Here is a 20,069-nt window from a genome sequence, read left to right as displayed (position 1 = left end):
AGCAACAGAAGGAGTGTATGAGAAATGAAAAAATATTGGATTATTCCTACGGTACTTGTCGGCATGATTGGTGGTTATATTTTCGCACAAAATGACTTATCTGGCTCAGCGGAAAAAGCGGCAACGATTACAGCTCAGCAAGCAAAAGAACTGGCATTAAAGCAATTTGAAGGACAAATCATTGATTTTGATTATGATGGTGATGACAGAATTCCACATTATGAAATTGACGTAAAAACTGCAACGGAAAAGCTAGAGCTTGAAGTGAATGCGAAAACTGGCGCAGTAACAGTTGTTGAACGTGAAGCATTGAATGCAACAAAACAAACGGCAAACTCAATTACAGAGCAACAAGCAACAGATATTGCCTTAAAGCAATTTGCAGGGCAAATCATTGATTTTGATTACGATGGCGATGACAATATTCCACATTATGAAATCGAAATAAAAACAGCGACAGAAAAAATAGAGCTTGAAGTGGATGCACAAACAGGTGCAGTAACGATCGTTGAGCGTAAGACTTTAAATACAGCTAAGCAACCTGTTAATACACAAAATCTTATTACAAAGCAACAGGCGATGGATATTGCGTTAAAACAGGCTTCTGGTCAAGTAACAAAGGCTAAGCTAACTTCTAAAAATAACAAAGAGATTTATGAAATCATCGTGCGTGACCGCAGCATCGTCAACACATTTGATATTGATGCAAAAACGGGGGCTGTTTTAAGTCATGATAATTGGGACAATAAAAATTCCCATAATGACAATGCCACTTCAAATGTATCTAACAAGCCAAGCAACTTGATTTCGTCACAGCAAGCGATTGCGATTGCCCAAAAGCAAGTCACTGGTAAAGTGAAAAAAGCTAAGCTTGACGAAGATGATGGCCGCTATATTTATGAAGTTGAAATTAAAGATGGCAAAATTGAACACGAATTTGAAATTGATGCACAAACTGGAGAAGTTTTAGAATATAGCATTGATGACTAGTTGTCATTTTGAGCTGTTCGAAAAGCGTGCTTTTCGAACAGCTCTTGTTAATTCAACTCTTTTGTTAGCTGCTGAATCGCCTCCATCACTGTATTGATATTTCCCTCACTATTCATATGGTTTCTAGCATGCAACAAAACAGGTCTTACAGATTCTACCGAGCGCCCAAATTGATACATCCAGTCATAGCGTGGGACTAGCCAAGTATGAAAATGATGTGTTGTATCCTCATTGTAAAAATAATAGACATGCTCTATCCCTAAAGCCTTTCTTTGTACAGCTCTAATTTTTGATAAAACTGTAATATAATCTAACTTTTCTTCCTCTGTTAATTCATCAAAGCATTTAATATGGCGTTTAGAGGCTAATATAATTAATCCTTTGATCGGGTTATCTTGTTCAACGCTACTCGCTGCTAATGTTGTTAATTCTTTAAAAAATGATTCTTAAAATTAATTGTCGTAGCAAGCTGATTTTTATATTGATAATCTGTGTGTTTTTCGCTATCATTTAAATAAAATTTTTCTATTAACCTTAAATTTCCCCTAAAAATATCATTCAAATTTCACACTTATTATGTATATTATTCATGTAAAAAGAATTATACACTACAGGAGGCTTTATGAAGAACTTCTACAATCGTTTTTGGCGATGGCACTTTTTCGCTGCATTATTCATTACCCCATTGTTACTTACATTAACAATCAGTGGTATAGGCTACTTATTCTACCCCGAAGTGGAAAATAAACTATATGCGGATTCCTTCTTTGGCGATAGTGACCAAAAAACAAAGCTTACAATTGATGAAGGAGTTGAGCAAGCAAAGGAAGCGTTTAACGACTATTCCCTTAGTAAAATCATTATATTGGACGAGCCATATAATACTCGATTAACCATGACTAACAGTGCGGGCGAGCAAAAGTATGTATTTTTAGATGATAACTATCAAATTGTAGGCAGTCAGGATGCCAATTATACATTTTCCAATGTCCTAAGAAATCTACACAGCTCCTTGTTCATAGGTGGAACATTCGTTAATTATTTAGTGGAGTTAGCTGCATGTTGGGCTATTTTCTTATTACTTTCAGGTCTCTATATGACTGTTAGAAAGAAGTTGTGGAAAAAAGCACAGACAGAAACAACACGCATTCGTTCTCGAAGATGGCATGCTCTATTAGGTGTGATGATTACGATTCCTATGGTGGCTATTATTTTTACAGGGTTACCATGGTCAGCATTGATGGGACATTTTATCTATACGGCTGCACAAGAAAATCCATCCATCGGTATTCCTGAGTTGCAGCAAAATCCGCCAACATCTGAAGTAAATGAGATTCCGTGGATTACACGTAAAAATGAAACGCCAACATCTAATGCTCAGGATCATTCAGGTCATGGAGGACATACAGGCGCTGCAGATTACTCAAATGAATATGCATTATCTGTCGAGGAATTAATCGGACATATTGAAAATGAAAATATTCCAAAGCCTTACTCTATTATTTTACCTAGCTCTGAAGAAGGTGTTTTTACAGTTGCTAAAGGCTCAGGTACAGGTGTTACAGGGCTAGATGTCAGTCCAGATGAAGAAATCACAATTTATTTTGACCAATATAGTGGGACATTTATTTCTTCTGTTGGTTACGATGAATATGGAATTTTAGGGAAATGGTTCACATGGGGCATCCCTCTTCACGAAGGGCATTTATTTGGTTGGGCAAATAAAATTATCAATTTATTTGTCTGTCTAGCCTTCTTATATTTGATTTACCTTGGATTCAAAACATGGCTATTGCGCAGGCAAAAGGGGATGATTTCTGCACCACCTATAGCAAAAGAAATCTCTATTCCTTTTTATATTTTTGTCGTTGTATTGGGTATTATAATGCCACTCTTCGGTATCTCACTGATTCTCGTTGTTTTCATTGAGCTGGTTCTCTATTTTACGAAAAGACAACAAACAACACTCAAAGAGAGCTAATGAATTTAAAAATCAGGCACCAATTACTTTGGCGCCTGATTTTATTTATAATTGCTCCAAAATATTATCTATATATGCCTCATCAATAGCTCCATAAACTTCATGAACGATTTCGCCATTTGCGCTCAAAAATACAGTCGTTGGTATGGTAAAGCCGCCAAACCTCTTTCGGATTTCTCCCGTTTCATCAAATAAGATAGGTAAACTCCATCCCTTATTAGCAGCATATTTAGTGACGGCTGCTATACTTGCCTCCATATCAGTTGCGTTGACTGCTACAATATGTGCATCTTGCTTTGTCTCATAATATTTTTGTAATCGCGGCATTTCTTCATTACAAGGACCACACCACGTTGCCCAAAATGTAAGGACAACAGGTTTACCTAAATAATCGTATAATGTTGCTTTTTCACCCAAAATATTTGGCAATTCAAAATTTTGTACAGCTCTGTCAGAAAGCTCTACATCTTTTGTGTTAGCCTCTTCTTTTACAGTCTCTTTTTTATCTGGTGCTAAATAATTAACTACTATAAGCGCTACTAAGATAAAAATAACGCCACCGGAAAGCAAATTCTTCAAGACGTTTCCTCCTTTAAATACAATTTCATCCATAAGGCTTCTAATGAATTCTCAGCGTATTGAAGTTTTAGATTTGAGATATTACCAGAGGCAAGAACTTGACCTTTATGAATAAAAATGACTTCATCTGCCATCTCTTCAACCATTGATAGCAAGTGAGTAGAGTATAAGATTAATTGACCTTTATCTTTCTCTTCCTTTAAAATGGATTTCACCCTGTTAATCCAATACGGGTCTAGCCCGTTAGTGGGTTCATCTAAAATATAGACATCACATTCCCCTAACAAGCTTTGCGCAAAGTTTAAGCGCTGTCGCATTCCTTTAGATAGCTCACTAACAAAACTATTGATATGGTCAAATAAATCAGCTCGCTTTAAAATCTCCTTTTGACTTTCTTTTGTAATTCCTTTTAATTTTCCTAGCAGTTCAATAATTTCACCCACTTTTAATGTAGTAGGAAAGTTCAAATCGTCAGGCATATAGCGTACCTTCCCTTTAGGAATTCCCGTTATCGTGCCGCTATCTACAGGTAATTGCCCCATAATCAATTTCATGATAGTGCTTTTTCCAGCACCATTCTCCCCGACTAATGCGATAATTTTTCCACTTGTCATTTGGTAGGTAACAGGTCCGATTTGTCGTCCTTTACGATATGTTACTACTACTTCTTGTAGCTCAATCATTTAGAGTTCTCCTTACGTTTTAGCTTAAAATAGGCAAGACAAAGTGGCATAAACCACCATAATGCAGTAATACCTATCATGAGGAAAAAACCGATTTTCGTTTCATAAAACTGTGTTAAGTAATAAAACGACTTACCTAAAATGCCGGTTTGTTCAATTTGAATTAAATAAATATAACGTAACCACTCGATAATATTTAGATGAACATGGGCATAAATTACATTTTCATACATTTGCTTAGGGATGATTGTGCCAACCGCCATCACAATATAATTACTTAATAATGTGAAAAGTGCCCATACCCCTAAACTAAAACCTAGCGCTTGTAAGCGATGTATAGAAATAGCACCAATCATTACGCTCATTGCACTAAAAACAGCGATAATAACGATTGTTAGTATAAGAAAATACCTATCTATATGGACACCACCAAAGAAAGCCCCCATAAGTAATATCACTGCCTCTGTAGTAAACAGGGCAAATAAGAATATAGTAACCAATGCAACATACTTAGCAGTTAAATAATGTATGATATTGACTGGATAGGAGCGAATTAATTGATACCAACCTGATTCAATATCAGCAGCAATGCTCATCGCTCCAATTGTCAGGATAAATAAAGGAAACAAAAAAAGTAATAAATTTAATATCGAGGCTTGAAAACGGTCAAATCCACCTGCGTCCACATTTAATTGCTGTAGCATTAAAATAGAAACAAATAACACAATAAAAATACAAAGCAACATATAAATCCATTTGCTCCGGAAAAGCTGCTTTATTTCCGATTTAATCAATGCTCATGCACACCCCAATTAAATGACGTTACTAGCTCATCATAAGTAAGAGCCTTCCCTGCCCCATTCTCCTGCTCGTAAATAGTTGCATCCCCGACTGATGCAAAAGCAAGTACACCATAATTCATTGGTGTCCAATAATCTTCATTGTATATATAGGCAGCCTTTTTTACATCTATCCACTCATGCTTATCATTTGATTGAATGTACGCTACTGCGACTTCTTGCTCTGGCTCTCTTAAATATTCAATTAAACAGCCTAAATCATCAAATACTAAGTAATCATTGTTTTTAAAAATCACTTGTCCTGCATAATCTGAATGTGTAATCCCCATATTGCATACAAGACAAATATCCGTTTCTGGGTCGATTTTTCGTGGTTCAACTGATTGTTCTGAGCAACCAATTAGCAAAAGTCCCATAATGAATAATAAAATAATTTTTTTCATTTCAATCTCCTCCAACTAAAAACTAATAGAATAAATAAAGCGATGCCCATAATAAAGTGCTTCCCTGAGAAGGATAATTGCCATACCTGCCCCTCTTGAATCACAGGCTTCACATCGACCAGAGCATTTGCTTCCGATATGTTTGTATCCATCCTCGATAACAACCCTGTCGCTGTATTTCCAATAAAATATTGATAATATTCATTTTTTAAGACCCATTGACCAAAAGTAGAAGTGACAGTGTATACGCTATCACCATAACCGTCTCCATCAAAATCCTCACCATCATAATCATCATAACTATTAGCTAATAATGTAATTCCCTTAGACCCACTTGAAGCGACTAATACATTGCCATAGAACTTATTATTTGTAACCAGTATATCTTTTGGCTGTATATTTTTTAGCACAAGTAAATTACTTGCGATGATATTGTCAGACATATTTACTGATTCTGCCTGTTGAAATTGAACAGCAATCGAATTTTCACGAATCGCATTATGAACAATATTCACTTTGGTTGTTTGATACAGTGTTAGACCTGAACTATTTAAGGCATTTTGATGTTTAACTGAATTATTTTCTATAGTTAAATCATCGACCATCATTGCCATAATGCCCGTTATATGGTGAGCATAGGTATTATGTAATAATTGGATATTCTCACCATACATAATGTGTGTTCCATAGCGTCCATGTGTAATCGTATTTCCTTCAATCGTCACACGTACGCTATCTTCTAAATAAATGCCATCTTGCATTTGTTTAATCCTATTGTTTTTTACATAAATATCCTTTGACTTATAAAGAGAAATACCATGACTTTTTTTGGAGTAATGACCTTCTTCACCACTAATCTCTACTTCCATAATCTCGCTATTTATGACACTATCAAAATAAATAGGAAATCGCTTCGTTTGAAAAGAGCTTTCAGTTATCTTAATATTTTTCACTTTCTTTGCGACAATGCCTTGTTCGCCAAGAAATTGCATACCATTAACCTCAACATCATCAGAGATGATAGTTACCTTGCCAAAGAGCTTGACCTTGTGATTCCCATTAATATGAATCGCTTTATCGAGAATGAGGTCTTCAGAATATTGCCCTGGTGCTAACTCTAAAATACTACCTGACGGGAGTTGATTAATCTGTTGCTGTAGGCTCTGTGCATATACGGGGGTCGCAAATCCAACCATACAGAAAAAAAGGGCAAGTAAAATGCCCTTTTTCATATTAGTGACCATTATGCTCTTCCGATTCATCTTGATTCTCATTATTATGCTCATGGTCTTCACCTTCACCATGACTGCCTCCATGTTCCTGCATCATTTTTTCATGGCGCTCTTGTGCTGCTTGTTTCACTACTGCTAATTCTTCAATCTTTGCTGTTGGATTTTCTGAGATATATGTATTTGCATCTTCCTCATAAGCAAAGAATATATAGCCCCAATTCATCGGTGATTTCATATCTGTTTTGACTACTGTCGCTTCTTCAATATCAATCCAGTTTAGTGTAATATAATCTCGCACAAACTTTTCGATAGATTGATGTTCAGCTTTTTCTGCACTTAATAAACAACCGATGTCATCGTAAAATGCAATTGTTCCATCTGCTTTTACAGCTTGCGCAGAAAATACACCTAACTCATGGTCTCTTGTGTATACTTTCATATTACAAATTTCACAAATCGTATCCTCGGCTGGTTCCTGTAAACGATTGTCAATTTCCCATTCAGCCGTGGATGCTAAATATGTAACCTCATTTTTTGGTTGTTCCTCTGATACAACCTCTTCTGGTTCAGATGCTTTGTCTGTTCCTACTGTACTATTATCACCACATGCATAAAGTGCCAGTATAAATGGAACAACAAAAAATATTTTCTTCATTGCCTTCCCTCCAAGATTATTTTTTCATTATACATAATATACTCTACTATAAAAATGTGAAAGAAAATCAAAATATAGGTGACAATAATTGTGACATTGTGTGAAATAAAAATAGCTGGAATCTGGGAGGGAACTATAATATACGCTTTAGCTGAATCAAAAGTTAAATATTACTTTAATAACAACCATATAATCATAAATCACTTAACAAGATATATTCACAATTATCATCCTTTCTCCCAATCTTACAAACACATATTAATACATAACTATTGGATCTATGTCAACTGAACAGGTTGATGCTCGCTTTCTTTTTCAATGTGATTGATGAGTTCTTGGTCGTCTATTTTTGCGCGAATATGGTCATAGCCTTTTTTAGAATGTCTACCTCTTGTTTCAAACGTAGATTTTCCTTTTGAATCGCAGCCACTTCAGCTGCCGTTAACTCATTTGTTCCTTCAATCGGAGAATGGAGTTTAATCCATTTATAAATTGTGACTTCTGATACACCATATTCGCTGGATAGTTGATTGACCAGTGTGCCAGAGCGATAAAGCTCCACCACAGTTTGTTTGAACGCTTGATTATATTTTTTTTGACTCATGTCGGACACGTCCTCTCATATAGGTTATTTTACTAACTTAGCGTGAGTATGTCCATGACTCTATATTACATCCACTTGATAAACATTTTAAAATGCACAGACGATACGTTTTTTACATTAAGTGATTCGAAATTTTCTTTTCCAAATTCTAAAAAGCAGAAATATTATAAGAGTAAGTATCAATTGTCCGCTGTGAATAATTCTACAATTTTAAGTCCATTAAAAACTCTTTTAATAAATCTTCAAGCAACAAAAAAACAACCTCCAATCCGTAGAATTTAATCTACAAATTAGAAGTTGTTTAACATTAATTACAATTTAAAATATCGAATCATACAACTAAATTCAATTGTATTTTTGGTGATTTCAAATTGTTTTTCATCTTATTTTAAGTTATAGAATGTTTTTAAGCCTAAATATTGTGCAGTTGCATCTAGTTGGTCTTCGATGCGTAGTAATTGGTTGTATTTAGCTACGCGGTCTGTACGAGATGGAGCACCTGTTTTGATTTGACCAGCGTTTGTTGCAACAGCGATGTCTGCAATTGTTGCGTCCTCTGATTCACCAGAACGGTGTGAGATTACGGCAGTGTAGCCTGCGCGCTTCGCCATTTCGATTGCGTCGAACGTTTCTGTTAACGTACCGATTTGGTTTACTTTGATTAAAATTGAGTTGCCTACGCCTTCTTCAATACCGCGAGAAAGCTTCGTTGTGTTCGTTACGAATAAATCATCGCCTACTAATTGTACGCGGTTACCGATACGCTCTGTTAATAATTTATGACCAGCCCAGTCGTTTTCGTCTAAGCCATCCTCGATTGAGATGATTGGGTATTTCGATGTTAATTCTTCGTACCAGTCAACCATTTCTTCAGACGTTTTCACAACGCCTTCACCATCTAAATGGTATTTGCCATCTTCTTTATTGAATAGCTCTGAAGATGCTACGTCCATTGCTAAACGTACTTCTTCACCTGGCTTGTAGCCAGCTTTTTCGATTGCTTCTAAAATTACTGTAATCGCTTCTTCGTTTGAGCCTAAGTTTGGTGCGAAACCACCTTCGTCACCTACAGCAGTGTTTAAGCCTTTGTCTTTTAATACCGCTTTTAAGCTATGGAAAATTTCAGCACCGATACGTAATGCATGTGTGAAAGATTCTGCGCCTACAGGCATAACCATGAATTCTTGGATATCCACGTTGTTATCTGCGTGTGCCCCACCATTTAAGATGTTCATCATCGGTACTGGTAATTGCTTCGCATTGAAGCCGCCTAAGTATTGGTATAATGGCATGTCTAAGTAGTTCGCTGCTGCGTGTGCAACTGCCATTGATACACCTAAAATTGCATTAGCACCTAATTTGCCTTTGTTTTCTGTGCCGTCAAGCTCGATTAATGCTTGGTCTACAACTACTTGGTCTAATACAGAGAAATTATCCTCTAATGCTTCAGCAATAATTGTATTAACGTTTTCAACTGCTTTTAATACACCTTTACCTAAGTAGCGTGATTTGTCACCATCGCGTAATTCAACTGCTTCATATTCACCAGTTGATGCGCCTGATGGCACGATAGCGCGACCAAATGCACCTGATTCTGTAAATACTTCTACCTCTACTGTTGGGTTACCGCGTGAATCTAATACTTCGCGAGCATAAACTTGTGTAATAAATGGCATGTTACATTCTCCTTTTTCGTTAAGCTTATTTTGTTGTCATAATTAATGACTTACCTGTCATTTCAGCTGGTTGCTCCACTTCAAGCAGTGCAAGCATCGTTGGTGCAAGATCTGCTAAAATGCCATCTTGCTCTAATACTGCATCGCGTTGTGTCACAATCACTGGGACAGGATTTGTTGTATGGGCTGTCATCGGTAAATCGTCGAGTGTAATGACCTCATCTGAATTACCATGGTCAGCCGTAATAATTGCTGCGCCACCTTTTGCAAGGATTGCATCAACTATTTTTCCTAAGCATTCATCCACTGCTTCAATCGCCTTAATCGTTGGCTCTAGCATACCGCTATGTCCAACCATATCAGGGTTTGCAAAGTTTAATAGGATCGCATCAAAGCGCTCTGCTTCAATTGCCTCGAGCAGTGCATCCGTTACTTCATATGCGCTCATTTCTGGCTGTAAATCATATGTTGCAACTTTTGGAGAGGCAATTAAAATGCGCTCTTCCCCAGCAAACTTTTCTTCGCGCCCACCGCTCATGAAAAATGTCACATGTGGATATTTTTCTGTTTCGGCAATACGAAGCTGCCTCAAGCCGTTTGCAGCGATGACTTCCCCTACAGTATTGACTAAATTATCATTTTCATAAGCAACAACTGCATTCACTTCGTCACTATAATGTGTAAATGATACAAATAGCACATTTTCAGGATGCTTCTCTGAAAGTGTAAAGCCGTCAAATGTTGGGTTTGTAAATATTTTTGATAACTGAATTGCACGGTCTGGTCGGAAGTTAAAGAAAATAACCGCATCATTCGTATCAACCGTCGCAGTTGGTTGCCCTTCCTTCGTGATCACGAAGGGTACAACAAACTCATCCACTACTTCACGCGTATAAGAAGATGAAATACCCTCTTTTGCCGTTGCTGCTGTTTGACCGATACCATCAACTAATGCTTTGTAGGATAGCTCGACACGATCCCAGCGCTTGTCGCGGTCCATTGCATAGTAACGACCATGAATTGTAGCAAACTTACCGACACCGATTGCTTCCATTTGCTTTTCTGTTTCTTCAACATACTCTATTGCTGTCGTTGGTCCAACGTCGCGTCCATCTAAAAAGCCGTGTACATATACATCTTCCACACCATTTGCTTTTGCTAGCTTTAATAAAGCAAATAGATGCTCATAATGGCTATGTACGCCACCATCAGATAACAGCCCCATTAAATGCAGCTTTGAACCATGCTTTTTCACATGCTCTACCGCTTGTAAAAACGCTTCGTTACGGAAAAAATCGCCTTCACGAATCGACTTGTTAATGCGTGTTAAGCTTTGATAAACGATGCGCCCTGCACCAATATTCAAATGCCCAACTTCTGAATTACCCATTTGCCCGTCTGGTAGTCCTACTGCCTCACCGCTAGCTGTTAACGTTGTGTGAGGGTAGACATTCCAATAACGGTCAAAGTTTGGCTTGTTCGCTTGCGCCACTGCGTTTCCTTTGACTTCATCACGCAATGCAAAGCCATCTAAAATAATTAATGCTACTGGCTTTTTAGGCATTTGCCCCCGCCTCCAATAATTTTAAATATGATTCTGGCTGTAAGCTTGCACCGCCAACTAATGCGCCATCAATATGCTCTTTTGATAATAATTCAACGATATTTTCTGGTTTTACAGAGCCGCCATATTGAATGCGCACCGCTTCTGCTACCTCGCTACCGTATAGCTCATTCACTACTGCGCGAATCGCGCCACATGTTTCGTTAGCGTCATCAGCAGTCGCTGTTTTGCCTGTGCCGATTGCCCAAATTGGCTCATAGGCGATAACCATATGTGTTACTTCTTCGCCTGTGAAGCCTTCTAGCGCTGCACGTATTTGACCTGATACTTTCGCTGTCGTTTGACCAGCTTCACGCTCTTCTAATGTTTCGCCACAGCAAATAATTGGCACGATATCATGATTTAAAGCTGCACGTACCTTTTTATTTACTGCCTCATCCGTTTCGTTAAACATTTCACGGCGCTCTGAGTGGCCTAAAACAACATAGTCCACACCTACGCTTGCTAGCTGTGATGGGCTTACTTCACCTGTAAATGCCCCCTCATTTTCAAAGTGCATATTTTGTGCACCGATTGCTAGCTCTGAATCAGCCTGAATTTGTACAAGGATTGGTAAATAAAGTGCTGGTGCACAAATGACTGCATCTACTTTATCATTTGCTAGAATTTTATCTTGCACTGCTTCTACAAACTCTACAGCCTCATCAAATGTTTTATACATTTTCCAGTTTCCTGCAATAATTGGTTTACGCATGTTTTTGCCTCCAATGATTATTTGTCTCATAAGCACTGACTATGAAGTTTTTAGCTTAACAATCAGCCACTCACTTATCGTTTAATGCTATAATGCCTGGTAGCTCCTTGCCTTCCATTAGCTCTAAGCTTGCGCCGCCACCTGTTGAGATATGACTCATTTTGCTTGCTACTTCGAACTTTTCAACCGCTGCTGCTGAATCGCCGCCACCGATAATCGTGTAGCCTTCTGTTGCTGCCATTGCATCCGCAACTGTTTTCGTACCGTTTGCGAATTTCTCCATTTCGAATACGCCCATCGGCCCGTTCCAAATAATAAGCTTGGACTTTGCAATAACATCAGCATAGTTAGCTGCTGTTTTCGGTCCAATATCAAGACCCATCCAGTCTGCTGGAATTGCGTCAATGTCTACTACTTGTGTCGCAGCATCCTTTGAAAATTCATCTGCGATGACAGCGTCAACAGGCATATGTAATTGCACGCCTTTTTCCTTCGCTTTGTCAATAAAGCTTTTTGCTAGCTCGATTTTATCTTCCTCTAATAAAGAGTTACCAACATCGTGCCCTAAAGCTTTAACAAATGTATATGATAAGCCGCCACCGATAATTAAGTGGTCTACTTTTTCTAATAAGTTTTCGATTACGCCGATTTTATCTTTTACTTTTGCGCCACCAATAATGGCTGTGAATGGACGCTCAGGATTTGATAAAGCTTTTCCTAGAACATCTAATTCCTTTTGCATTAAGAAGCCTGATACAGCCGGAATGAACTTTGCAACGCCCTCCGTTGTTGCATGCGCACGATGCGCTGCGCCAAATGCGTCATTTACATAAACATCCGCTAATTTTGCAAAGCTTTCTGCTAGTGCTGGGTCATTTTTCTCCTCGCCTTTATGGAAGCGAACATTTTCTAATAATACGATATCGCCATCTTGCATTGCTGCAATCGCTGCTTCTACAGTTTCACCAATTGATTCATCCAATTTCGTTACAGGGCGCTCGATTAATTCAGCTAAGCGTGTTCCTACTGCTGTTAGACGCATTTCTTCATTTGCTTCACCTTTAGGACGACCTAAATGGGATGCTAAAATTACCTTTGCCCCTGCGTCAACTAAATATTGAATCGTTGGCAATGCTGCACGAATGCGTGTGTCATCTGTAATATGCCCCTCTTCCATTGGCACATTGAAGTCTACACGTACAAATACGCGCTTCCCTTTGACATCGATATCCTTCATCGTCTTTTTATTTAACATAAAAAAGCTCCCTTCAACATTATTGGTCACGCTGTTTGGCGCGCTTAGTTTTATAGTAGCAAAAGTCACATCTAATGTCTTGCCATTTCTAATAAAAATGGAGCAAGGGAAAAATCCCTTCCTCCATTCCCTTTTAGTCAGGCTATATTATTTGTTGAATCCTTTGCTTGCTACATATAATGCAAGGTCTAATAAACGTGCAGAGTAGCCGCTTTCGTTATCGTACCATGAAATAACTTTTACTAATTTGTTTTCTAGTACCATAGTAGAAAGTCCATCGATTGTTGAAGAGCTTACGTTACCATTGTAATCAGATGATACTAATGGTAGCTCGTTGTAATCTAAAATACCTTTTAGATCGCCTTCTGCTGCTTCTTTTAATGCCGCATTTACTTCTTCAACTGTTACGTCTTTTTTCAATGTTGCAACTAAGTCTACACATGATACGTTTGGTGTTGGTACACGCATAGAGAAGCCATCTAATTTACCTTTTAATTGAGGTAATACTTTTGATACGGCTACTGCTGCACCTGTAGTTGTTGGAATCATTGATAACGCACCAGCACGCGCACGACGTAAGTCTGCATGTGGTAAGTCAAGAATGCGTTGGTCATTTGTATAAGAGTGGATTGTTGTCATTAAACCACGCTCGATACCGAATTTTTCATCTAACACTTTTGCTAATGGTGCAAGACAGTTTGTTGTACAAGAAGCATTTGATAATACATCATCTGTTTCTGGATTGTAGTCTTCATGGTTTACACCCATTACGTATGTTGGCACATCACCTTTTGCTGGCGCTGAAAGAATCGCTTTTTTCGCACCTGCTTGTAAGTGATAGCTTAATTTTTCTTTATTGTTGAAAATACCTGTACACTCAAGAACGATATCTACACCTAGCTCGCCCCATGGTAATTGCGTTGGGTCTTTTTCTGCATATACTTTAATTTCTTTACCGTTCACAGTGAAAGAATTTTCGCCTGCTTGCACATCAGCATCATAGATACCGTGTACTGAGTCATACTTTAATAGGTGTGCAAGTTGACCTGCATCTGTTAAGTCGTTAATTGCAACTACTTCTACTTCACTATTATTCATTGCTTCACGAAATACTTTGCGTCCAATACGTCCGAATCCGTTAATTGCTAATTTTACTGTCATTTGAAATTCCTCCAAAATTTTATTTATAAGAGCGTTGTTGCTCGTTATAGATTTTTTAAAATTGCATTTGCTGCACTTTCATCCGTAATAAAAATTGTATTTTTTACTGGATTTTTAAAATAAGCTTGTACTGATTTTGCCTTGCTCGCACCAGCCGCAATGGCGATAATACAATCGCTTTGCTGAACTTGCTCTAACTGAATGCCAATTGTACGAATATGATGAACAATTTGACCTTGCTCATCAAAATAGTAACCAAATGCTTCAGCTATTGCGCCTTTTTCACGCAATAATCGCTTATCGTCCTCACTGCTTTGCCTGCGATCTGCCATTTCCATCGCTTCACCAATACCGTGGATAACAATATTAATATTGTCATAAAGCTCAATCATTTCTTTCACAATTGGCTCATCCTTCATGGCGCTATATGCTTGCTCGCTTAAATGCTCTGGTAAAAATAACGTGCGATATGTTGCATGGCATTGCTCAGCAAATTGCGCTACGAGCGTATTTGCCTGCATTGTTATTTCATCACCTATACCGCCACGAGCTGCAATAAATTGTGCATGTTGCAAAGCTTTATGAGGCTGTAAATACGCTCCAATTGAACCAACTGACGTACCACCAGTAACCGCTATTTTGCAGTTTGGCTTTGCGTTTTGCATAATAACTGACGCTGCTTCTTTTCCGATTAAGGAATATGTGCTCACATCTTGCTCAATGTCGCCATGTACGATAATGACTTTGTTAATATTGAGTGCAGCCTTTAACTGCTGCTCTTTTTTAGAAATACCTGTAAGTTCATGAAACAATGTTTTTAATTGCTCTAAAACGGTATACCCAAATTCTGTGCAAACCATGCCTTTTGCTTGAATATGGATCAATTGCTGATCGCTTAAAACCTGTGTCTCCTTGCGAACATCACGCTCTGTTAGCTGTAAAATATCAGCTAAAGCTCTTCTTCCGATGGGGCTTTGCAATGCGATTGTTTGCAATAAGCGATAGCGCTTTTTAAGCAACTCATCCATTTCTGGTAGAAGCTTGCGCTGTACTTCATATATAGAGTTACTGTTCAACAACATCACCTTCTACAAAAGTATGGACATTTTTTGTCCCGCACTTTAAAAATTGTCCCACTAGAGGTAAAAAAAATTTACTTCCTATATCCATTATATACACGTATATAAATTTTGGCAATTCTTTTGTCTAAAAACTTTAAAGCACTACTTACTATTGCAGTGCTTCAAGCAATGTTGCATAATCCAGTATACCATATTGTATAACTTCCTCATCATAAGTAACAACTGGAATCATCAGCATATACTTTTCATGCAATGCATCATCTTCCTCTATATTCATTATATTTATATCAAATGAACAATCCTCTTGTACAAGCTTCAACGTTAGCAAGCCTTCTTCGCATAAATGGCAATGAGGTCTTGAATAAAAATTAACGATTTTCATGAACATCCCTCCATGTATAAAATAACATAAATTAGCCAACCTATAAAATGTACGACATTTTGATAGGAGGAAAAATAAATGACAGGCGATTTCCAACAAGAGCAACAACAGCAATCAATGGGACCACTTTCTACAAACCATGGCGGACATGAGCTTTTTGATGTACATGAGGTGCTAAGTGCAGCAATTGGCGGCTTAAATCAATTTGTCTTGTTACGTGACCATGTACAGGACCCAGAGTTACTGTCCATTATGGACAAACAATATGCATTTATGCTCGATGAATACAATATTACAGTCGAAGCATATAAAACAGGTCATGATCCACAGCATCCTACTCGCACATACAATATGCAAACAGGTAACGATTTCAAATACGGTCTCACACCTAGTGAGCCGAAAAAGCCAATGCAGATGGCGAGTGAGCTAGATGATGCAATTATTGCAGGCTGCATTTTAGGCGCACATAAAGTTAGCGCTACAGGCAAAACAACAGCAGCACTTGAAACGTGTAACCCTGTATTGCGTCGCGTGCTACAAGATTCCATCAAAAACTGTATTGAGATGGCTTACGAAATCTCCATTTACCAAAACAAAAAAGGCAACTATCAGGTGCCACAATTAGCGCCAGCCGATATGCAGGCAATGCTCAATATGTATGGGCAGGGTCAAATGGCCAAAAACATGCCGAACTAAAAAACAAGCATCCCCCGTATGAGGGATGCTCTTTTTTACTATATCAGCGACTTTCCCTAACTTATCTGCGATTTTTCTTAAGTTATCTGCGGAATTCACTGAAATATCTGCGAATTTTTATAGTTTATCTGCGATTCCCCAAAAAAGCTGCCTGAAAACGCGTTTTCAGGCAGCTTTTTATATACATATTATTTTACTTGATTGCGATCAATAATTTCATCGATTAAGCCGTAAGCTTTTGCTTGTTCAGCTGTCATGAAGTTATCGCGGTCTGTGTCGCGAGAAATTGTTGCATAATCTTGACCAGTTTTTTCAGCCATGATTGTGTTTAATTTTTCGCGTAAGTGTAAAATGCGTTTTGCAGCGATTTCAATTTCAGTCGCTTGCCCTTGTGCACCACCAAGTGGTTGGTGAATCATCACTTCAGCATTCGGTAAAGCAAAGCGTTTGCCTGGCTCACCAGCTGTTAATAAAAAGGCACCCATTGATGCAGCCATGCCGATACAAATTGTTTGCACTTTTGGCTTAATGAAGTTCATTGTATCGTAAATTGCCATGCCAGCCGTAATGGAACCACCAGGAGAGTTGATGTATAAGGAAATATCCTTATCTGGGTCCTCTGCCTCTAAAAATAATAGCTGTGCTACGATAGAGTTCGCTACATTGTCATCAATTGCGCTCCCTAATAAAATGATGCGATCTTTTAGCAAGCGTGAATAAATATCGTAAGCACGCTCACCTCGGTTTGTTTGTTCAATAACTGTAGGAATTAAATTCATTGAAAAATCCTCCTTTATAAAAGGTAAATTCATATACTAAATTGTTGAAAAGTTAAGCTTCTTCAACTGTATCCTTATCATACACATTATAGTCAAGAAAGGTCAAATATAAACTCTATAAATTTATGTTGAAATATTCGTCTGACATTTGTATAATGGGAAAGTCGTTAATTTTTGCACATACGACAATTTTATCACCATTCAGAGCTTTGCACAATTTTTGCACTTGTCCTCGTGGTGTAATGGATAACACTGAAGATTCCGGTTCTTCCGCTGGGGGTTCGATTCCCTCCGAGGGCGTTTTGAGGTCTATAAACAATATTTTTAAAAAATGAATAAAGGCTTAAAAGCGTTGGTGCATAAGGATTTTTGATGATTTATTAATAACAGACTTATCAAACCTTATCCAAGTTTTTTTTATTATTTTACACATTTTTTACACATTATACACAACAATTATCTTTCAAGACCACTCAATTACGGGTGGTCTTTTTACAACTCATAATAACTCATTTCGTGGTCCTCGTAAGCCTTGTCCAAACTATCCAACCAACTACTATTCAAAAGCTCCTTACAAGCCATTTCCGATGCCTTACAAGCGATATTACGCAAAGTATTATTAAAGTACCCTGTTATGCTGTCCACAGGATTGGCGCTATTGTATTTGCGTTTATATGCGTTTAGCGTGTGTTTGGCTGCTTCAATCACATTTTCAAATGAAGTTGGTATAATAGCGTTTTTATTTTGCGCTAAATAGATACCATACATTTTACTTGCTAATTTACTATCACCAAGCACGCTCATAACTAATGATTTAAGTTGCTGATATGGTGTTTGCTCTTTTGTCTTTAAAGGCTTATTGTCGTCCACAGATTTTTGAGCGGACGCCTGCGTAGCATACGTATTATTTAATAAATTATTTTTAAGATTAAAAGAAATAGATGGTTGATTTTCTGTGGAAGGCTCACAAACTGCGTTATTATCGCTTGTATTAGCATTCTCACGCTCGGACATTTGCGGTGGGACATAAGGTAAAATTACATATACATTAGCGCCTTGACCGCCATTTTTATCGCGAATTGTTGTTACCTTTTTAATGATGCCTAGCTCATTTAATTTTTTAACTGCTCTATACACCGTTTTAGCGCTAATATTTAATTTAGTAGCAATCGTATCAGCTTTAAGGTGGCACGCTCCAGGATAAGCTAAAGAACGGCTAGCGAGCATGAAAACAATGGCACGTTCGCTTTCCGTTAGATTAAAGTAATGTTCTGCCATGTGGCCCTCCACAGACTTGTCCATGTCCTCCACAGATTGAAATGTTGCATATTGCTCTAAATAATCAAACACTGCCATTGTTCTCACCTCACTTTCCTACATTAAAAATAATTATTTATTCATCCTCACCGTATGCGAACAATTCCATTTGTAAATCCGCTATTGCTAGTGTCAGTCCCAACAATCGTACAGTACGACCGAAACGACCATTTTCTTTTGATTCCAATTGCGCTGTATATTTATCAACAATACGCTGTAACTTTGCAATTTTTTCTGAACGTTTCATATTTTCCAGCTCCCTTTAATAATTTATTTGTTAAACAAATAATATATCTATTTAATTAATTTGTCAAATAAATTATTGATTAAATTAATAATTTATATTACTATCTATTTAAGGAGATGATAAAAATGGATTTAACAAAAGAAATAAAAAAATTACTTGTAGATAGAAACATGACAGCTACACAGCTTGCCGAAAAAATCGGTATGTCACAATCTAATTTGTCTTTGAAAATGAAAAACGGAACTTATAGCGTTGCTGACTTGGAGAAAATTACAGAGGAGCTAGGAGTTAAATTAGAAATTAATTTCATAGCAAAAGATAATGGTCATGTAAAAAACAGATAACTAATTTAAAGTTGTCTGTTTTTTGTTATGTACTTTTCTTTATGTATTACCTAAAATGGTAATTGAAAGGAGTTGCATATAATGAAAAAATTATTTTTAATTAGCTCGTTAGCTTTATTATTAGGCGCTTGTGGCGATGATCAGGAAGAGGTACAAAAATCTGTAGAGGACAAGGAAGAAGTTGAGGAAGTAGCAAAGGAAGAGAAACCAAAAGAAAATAAAGAATTGACTTATTATGAAGCCGAAACAAAGATTTTCATTGATGAATACGTAAAAAAATTCGATTCTACTTGGAATAATATTTGGGTTATTGTAATGGACCGTGCAGAGAAAAATGATATATCTACACAAGATGCATATACTCAAATACAAAAAGTACATGACATTTACCGTGAAATGAGTATGGATGATGATGTTCCAGTAAAACAATTAAGTAAAGAAAATAAAAAGTTAGCCAAAGAGGTTGCTGAAAATTTAAGTTATGCTTCTGTAAACCGTCAAGAAGCTGCCAAAATTGCTATGGAAGTTTTAGAAACAAATAGCTCAGCGAAGTTAAATGAAATGAATGAGAAAATTCAATGGTCAGATGAATTTGTACAAAAAGCTGTAGCGGCTTTTAAAGAATTAGAAAGCAATTTATATACAGAGTAGCCCCCACAATAGTCTGTGGAAGGCACACCAAAGGTCACTCAATGAGTGGCTTTTTTATTTTAATCACAGAACGAACACTCTTATTTAATGACAGGTAATTTATGTATTCACAGGTTATTCAACATATATAATTTTAATTTAAAAATATTAACCTAAAAAGGTTTACAAATTAACCTATATAGGTTATAATAGAA

General features: G+C 37.3%; 22 protein-coding genes, 1 tRNA gene and 1 pseudogene. 6 read left to right on the top strand and 18 right to left on the bottom strand.

Annotation, left to right across the window (positions count from 1 at the left end):
* Positions 1-24 precede the first annotated feature (24 nt).
* Positions 25-990, top strand: a complete 966-nt coding sequence (locus tag M3Z76_RS14775) for a PepSY domain-containing protein (RefSeq protein ID WP_293928254.1) — start codon at positions 25-27, stop codon at positions 988-990.
* 47 nt (positions 991-1,037) lie between these two features.
* On the opposite strand, the pseudogene M3Z76_RS14770 reads toward M3Z76_RS14775, so the two are convergent.
* Positions 1,038-1,379 (bottom strand): annotated as a pseudogene (locus tag M3Z76_RS14770) (HIT family protein); the annotation flags it as partial.
* Positions 1,380-1,612: 233 nt separating this feature from the next.
* Here M3Z76_RS14770 and M3Z76_RS14765 point away from each other — a divergent pair.
* The gene (locus tag M3Z76_RS14765) at positions 1,613-2,971 is read left to right on the top strand and encodes a PepSY-associated TM helix domain-containing protein (RefSeq protein WP_293928257.1); all 1,359 of its coding nucleotides are present in this window, start codon (positions 1,613-1,615) and stop codon (positions 2,969-2,971) included.
* 45 nt (positions 2,972-3,016) lie between these two features.
* Here the strand turns inward: M3Z76_RS14765 and M3Z76_RS14760 are convergent, their stop codons facing one another.
* From M3Z76_RS14760 to M3Z76_RS14695, 14 genes are all read right to left on the bottom strand, one after another.
* Positions 3,017-3,550: a TlpA family protein disulfide reductase gene (locus M3Z76_RS14760; protein WP_293928260.1), complete on the bottom strand. Its 534-nt coding sequence runs from the start codon at positions 3,548-3,550 to the stop codon at positions 3,017-3,019.
* On the bottom strand, positions 3,547-4,233 hold the full coding sequence (locus tag M3Z76_RS14755) for an ABC transporter ATP-binding protein (protein ID WP_293928263.1): 687 nt from the start codon (positions 4,231-4,233) through the stop codon (positions 3,547-3,549). The genes M3Z76_RS14760 and M3Z76_RS14755 overlap by 4 nt, the downstream gene beginning before the upstream one ends.
* Entirely contained in the window at positions 4,230-5,027 is a 798-nt protein-coding gene (locus tag M3Z76_RS14750; protein WP_293928265.1) for an ABC transporter permease, read from the bottom strand. Before M3Z76_RS14750 ends, M3Z76_RS14755 begins: the two co-directional genes overlap by 4 nt.
* A complete protein-coding gene (locus M3Z76_RS14745) occupies positions 5,024-5,476 on the bottom strand; it encodes a nitrous oxide reductase accessory protein NosL (protein ID WP_293928268.1) in 453 nt (150 codons plus the stop codon). The genes M3Z76_RS14750 and M3Z76_RS14745 overlap by 4 nt, the downstream gene beginning before the upstream one ends.
* A complete protein-coding gene (locus M3Z76_RS14740; protein WP_293928271.1) occupies positions 5,473-6,720 on the bottom strand; it encodes a right-handed parallel beta-helix repeat-containing protein in 1,248 nt (415 codons plus the stop codon). The genes M3Z76_RS14745 and M3Z76_RS14740 overlap by 4 nt, the downstream gene beginning before the upstream one ends.
* On the bottom strand, positions 6,710-7,363 hold the full coding sequence (locus M3Z76_RS14735) for a nitrous oxide reductase accessory protein NosL (protein ID WP_293928274.1): 654 nt from the start codon (positions 7,361-7,363) through the stop codon (positions 6,710-6,712). The genes M3Z76_RS14740 and M3Z76_RS14735 overlap by 11 nt, the downstream gene beginning before the upstream one ends.
* 343 nt (positions 7,364-7,706) lie before the next feature.
* Positions 7,707-7,967 carry a transposase gene (locus M3Z76_RS14730; protein ID WP_293928277.1) on the bottom strand — a complete coding sequence of 87 codons (261 nt, stop codon included), beginning with the start codon at positions 7,965-7,967 and terminating at the stop codon, positions 7,707-7,709.
* Positions 7,968-8,350: 383 nt separating this feature from the next.
* A complete protein-coding gene (gene eno, locus M3Z76_RS14725; RefSeq protein WP_293928280.1) occupies positions 8,351-9,643 on the bottom strand; it encodes a phosphopyruvate hydratase in 1,293 nt (430 codons plus the stop codon).
* Positions 9,644-9,668: 25 nt separating this feature from the next.
* Positions 9,669-11,207: a 2,3-bisphosphoglycerate-independent phosphoglycerate mutase gene (gene gpmI / locus M3Z76_RS14720; protein ID WP_293928282.1), complete on the bottom strand. Its 1,539-nt coding sequence runs from the start codon at positions 11,205-11,207 to the stop codon at positions 9,669-9,671.
* Positions 11,200-11,961 carry a triose-phosphate isomerase gene (tpiA, locus tag M3Z76_RS14715; RefSeq protein WP_293928286.1) on the bottom strand — a complete coding sequence of 254 codons (762 nt, stop codon included), beginning with the start codon at positions 11,959-11,961 and terminating at the stop codon, positions 11,200-11,202. The genes gpmI and tpiA overlap by 8 nt, the downstream gene beginning before the upstream one ends.
* A gap of 70 nt (positions 11,962-12,031) precedes the next feature.
* Complete coding sequence (locus M3Z76_RS14710; protein ID WP_293928288.1) at positions 12,032-13,216, bottom strand: phosphoglycerate kinase; 1,185 nt, start codon at positions 13,214-13,216, stop codon at positions 12,032-12,034.
* 147 nt (positions 13,217-13,363) lie between these two features.
* On the bottom strand, positions 13,364-14,377 hold the full coding sequence (gene gap / locus M3Z76_RS14705; protein ID WP_293928290.1) for a type I glyceraldehyde-3-phosphate dehydrogenase: 1,014 nt from the start codon (positions 14,375-14,377) through the stop codon (positions 13,364-13,366).
* A gap of 44 nt (positions 14,378-14,421) precedes the next feature.
* Positions 14,422-15,453 carry a sugar-binding transcriptional regulator gene (locus M3Z76_RS14700; protein WP_293928292.1) on the bottom strand — a complete coding sequence of 344 codons (1,032 nt, stop codon included), beginning with the start codon at positions 15,451-15,453 and terminating at the stop codon, positions 14,422-14,424.
* A 154-nt stretch (positions 15,454-15,607) separates the two neighbouring features.
* Entirely contained in the window at positions 15,608-15,841 is a 234-nt protein-coding gene (locus tag M3Z76_RS14695; protein ID WP_293928294.1) for a glutaredoxin family protein, read from the bottom strand.
* Positions 15,842-15,919: 78 nt separating this feature from the next.
* Here M3Z76_RS14695 and M3Z76_RS14690 point away from each other — a divergent pair, with 78 nt between their 5' ends.
* The gene (locus M3Z76_RS14690) at positions 15,920-16,537 is read left to right on the top strand and encodes a spore coat protein (protein WP_293928296.1); all 618 of its coding nucleotides are present in this window, start codon (positions 15,920-15,922) and stop codon (positions 16,535-16,537) included.
* A gap of 188 nt (positions 16,538-16,725) precedes the next feature.
* On the opposite strand, the gene clpP is transcribed toward M3Z76_RS14690, so the two are convergent.
* A complete protein-coding gene (gene clpP / locus M3Z76_RS14685; RefSeq protein ID WP_293928298.1) occupies positions 16,726-17,316 on the bottom strand; it encodes an ATP-dependent Clp endopeptidase proteolytic subunit ClpP in 591 nt (196 codons plus the stop codon).
* 228 nt (positions 17,317-17,544) lie between these two features.
* Here clpP and M3Z76_RS14680 point away from each other — a divergent pair.
* A tRNA-Arg gene (locus M3Z76_RS14680) sits at positions 17,545-17,616 on the top strand.
* A 192-nt stretch (positions 17,617-17,808) separates the two neighbouring features.
* Here the strand turns inward: M3Z76_RS14680 and M3Z76_RS14675 are convergent.
* Positions 17,809-18,672 carry a helix-turn-helix domain-containing protein gene (locus M3Z76_RS14675; RefSeq protein ID WP_293928300.1) on the bottom strand — a complete coding sequence of 288 codons (864 nt, stop codon included), beginning with the start codon at positions 18,670-18,672 and terminating at the stop codon, positions 17,809-17,811.
* Positions 18,673-18,709: 37 nt separating this feature from the next.
* Positions 18,710-18,880 carry a hypothetical protein gene (locus tag M3Z76_RS14670; protein ID WP_293928302.1) on the bottom strand — a complete coding sequence of 57 codons (171 nt, stop codon included), beginning with the start codon at positions 18,878-18,880 and terminating at the stop codon, positions 18,710-18,712.
* A gap of 125 nt (positions 18,881-19,005) precedes the next feature.
* Between M3Z76_RS14670 and M3Z76_RS14665 the strand changes: the two genes are divergently transcribed.
* Together M3Z76_RS14665 and M3Z76_RS14660 are read left to right on the top strand one after the other, a co-directional pair.
* Positions 19,006-19,224 (top strand): helix-turn-helix domain-containing protein, encoded by a 219-nt coding sequence (locus M3Z76_RS14665; RefSeq protein WP_293928304.1) that lies wholly within the window; start codon positions 19,006-19,008, stop codon positions 19,222-19,224.
* A gap of 81 nt (positions 19,225-19,305) precedes the next feature.
* Positions 19,306-19,875, top strand: coding sequence for a hypothetical protein (locus tag M3Z76_RS14660; protein ID WP_293928306.1), 570 nt, complete (start codon positions 19,306-19,308; stop codon positions 19,873-19,875).
* Positions 19,876-20,069: the final 194 nt, after the last annotated feature.

It is taken from the genome of Metasolibacillus sp. (assembly GCF_025291715.1).
Taxonomy (GTDB): domain Bacteria; phylum Bacillota; class Bacilli; order Bacillales_A; family Planococcaceae; genus Metasolibacillus; species Metasolibacillus louembei.
This window is presented reverse-complemented; position numbering and strand designations above follow the sequence as displayed.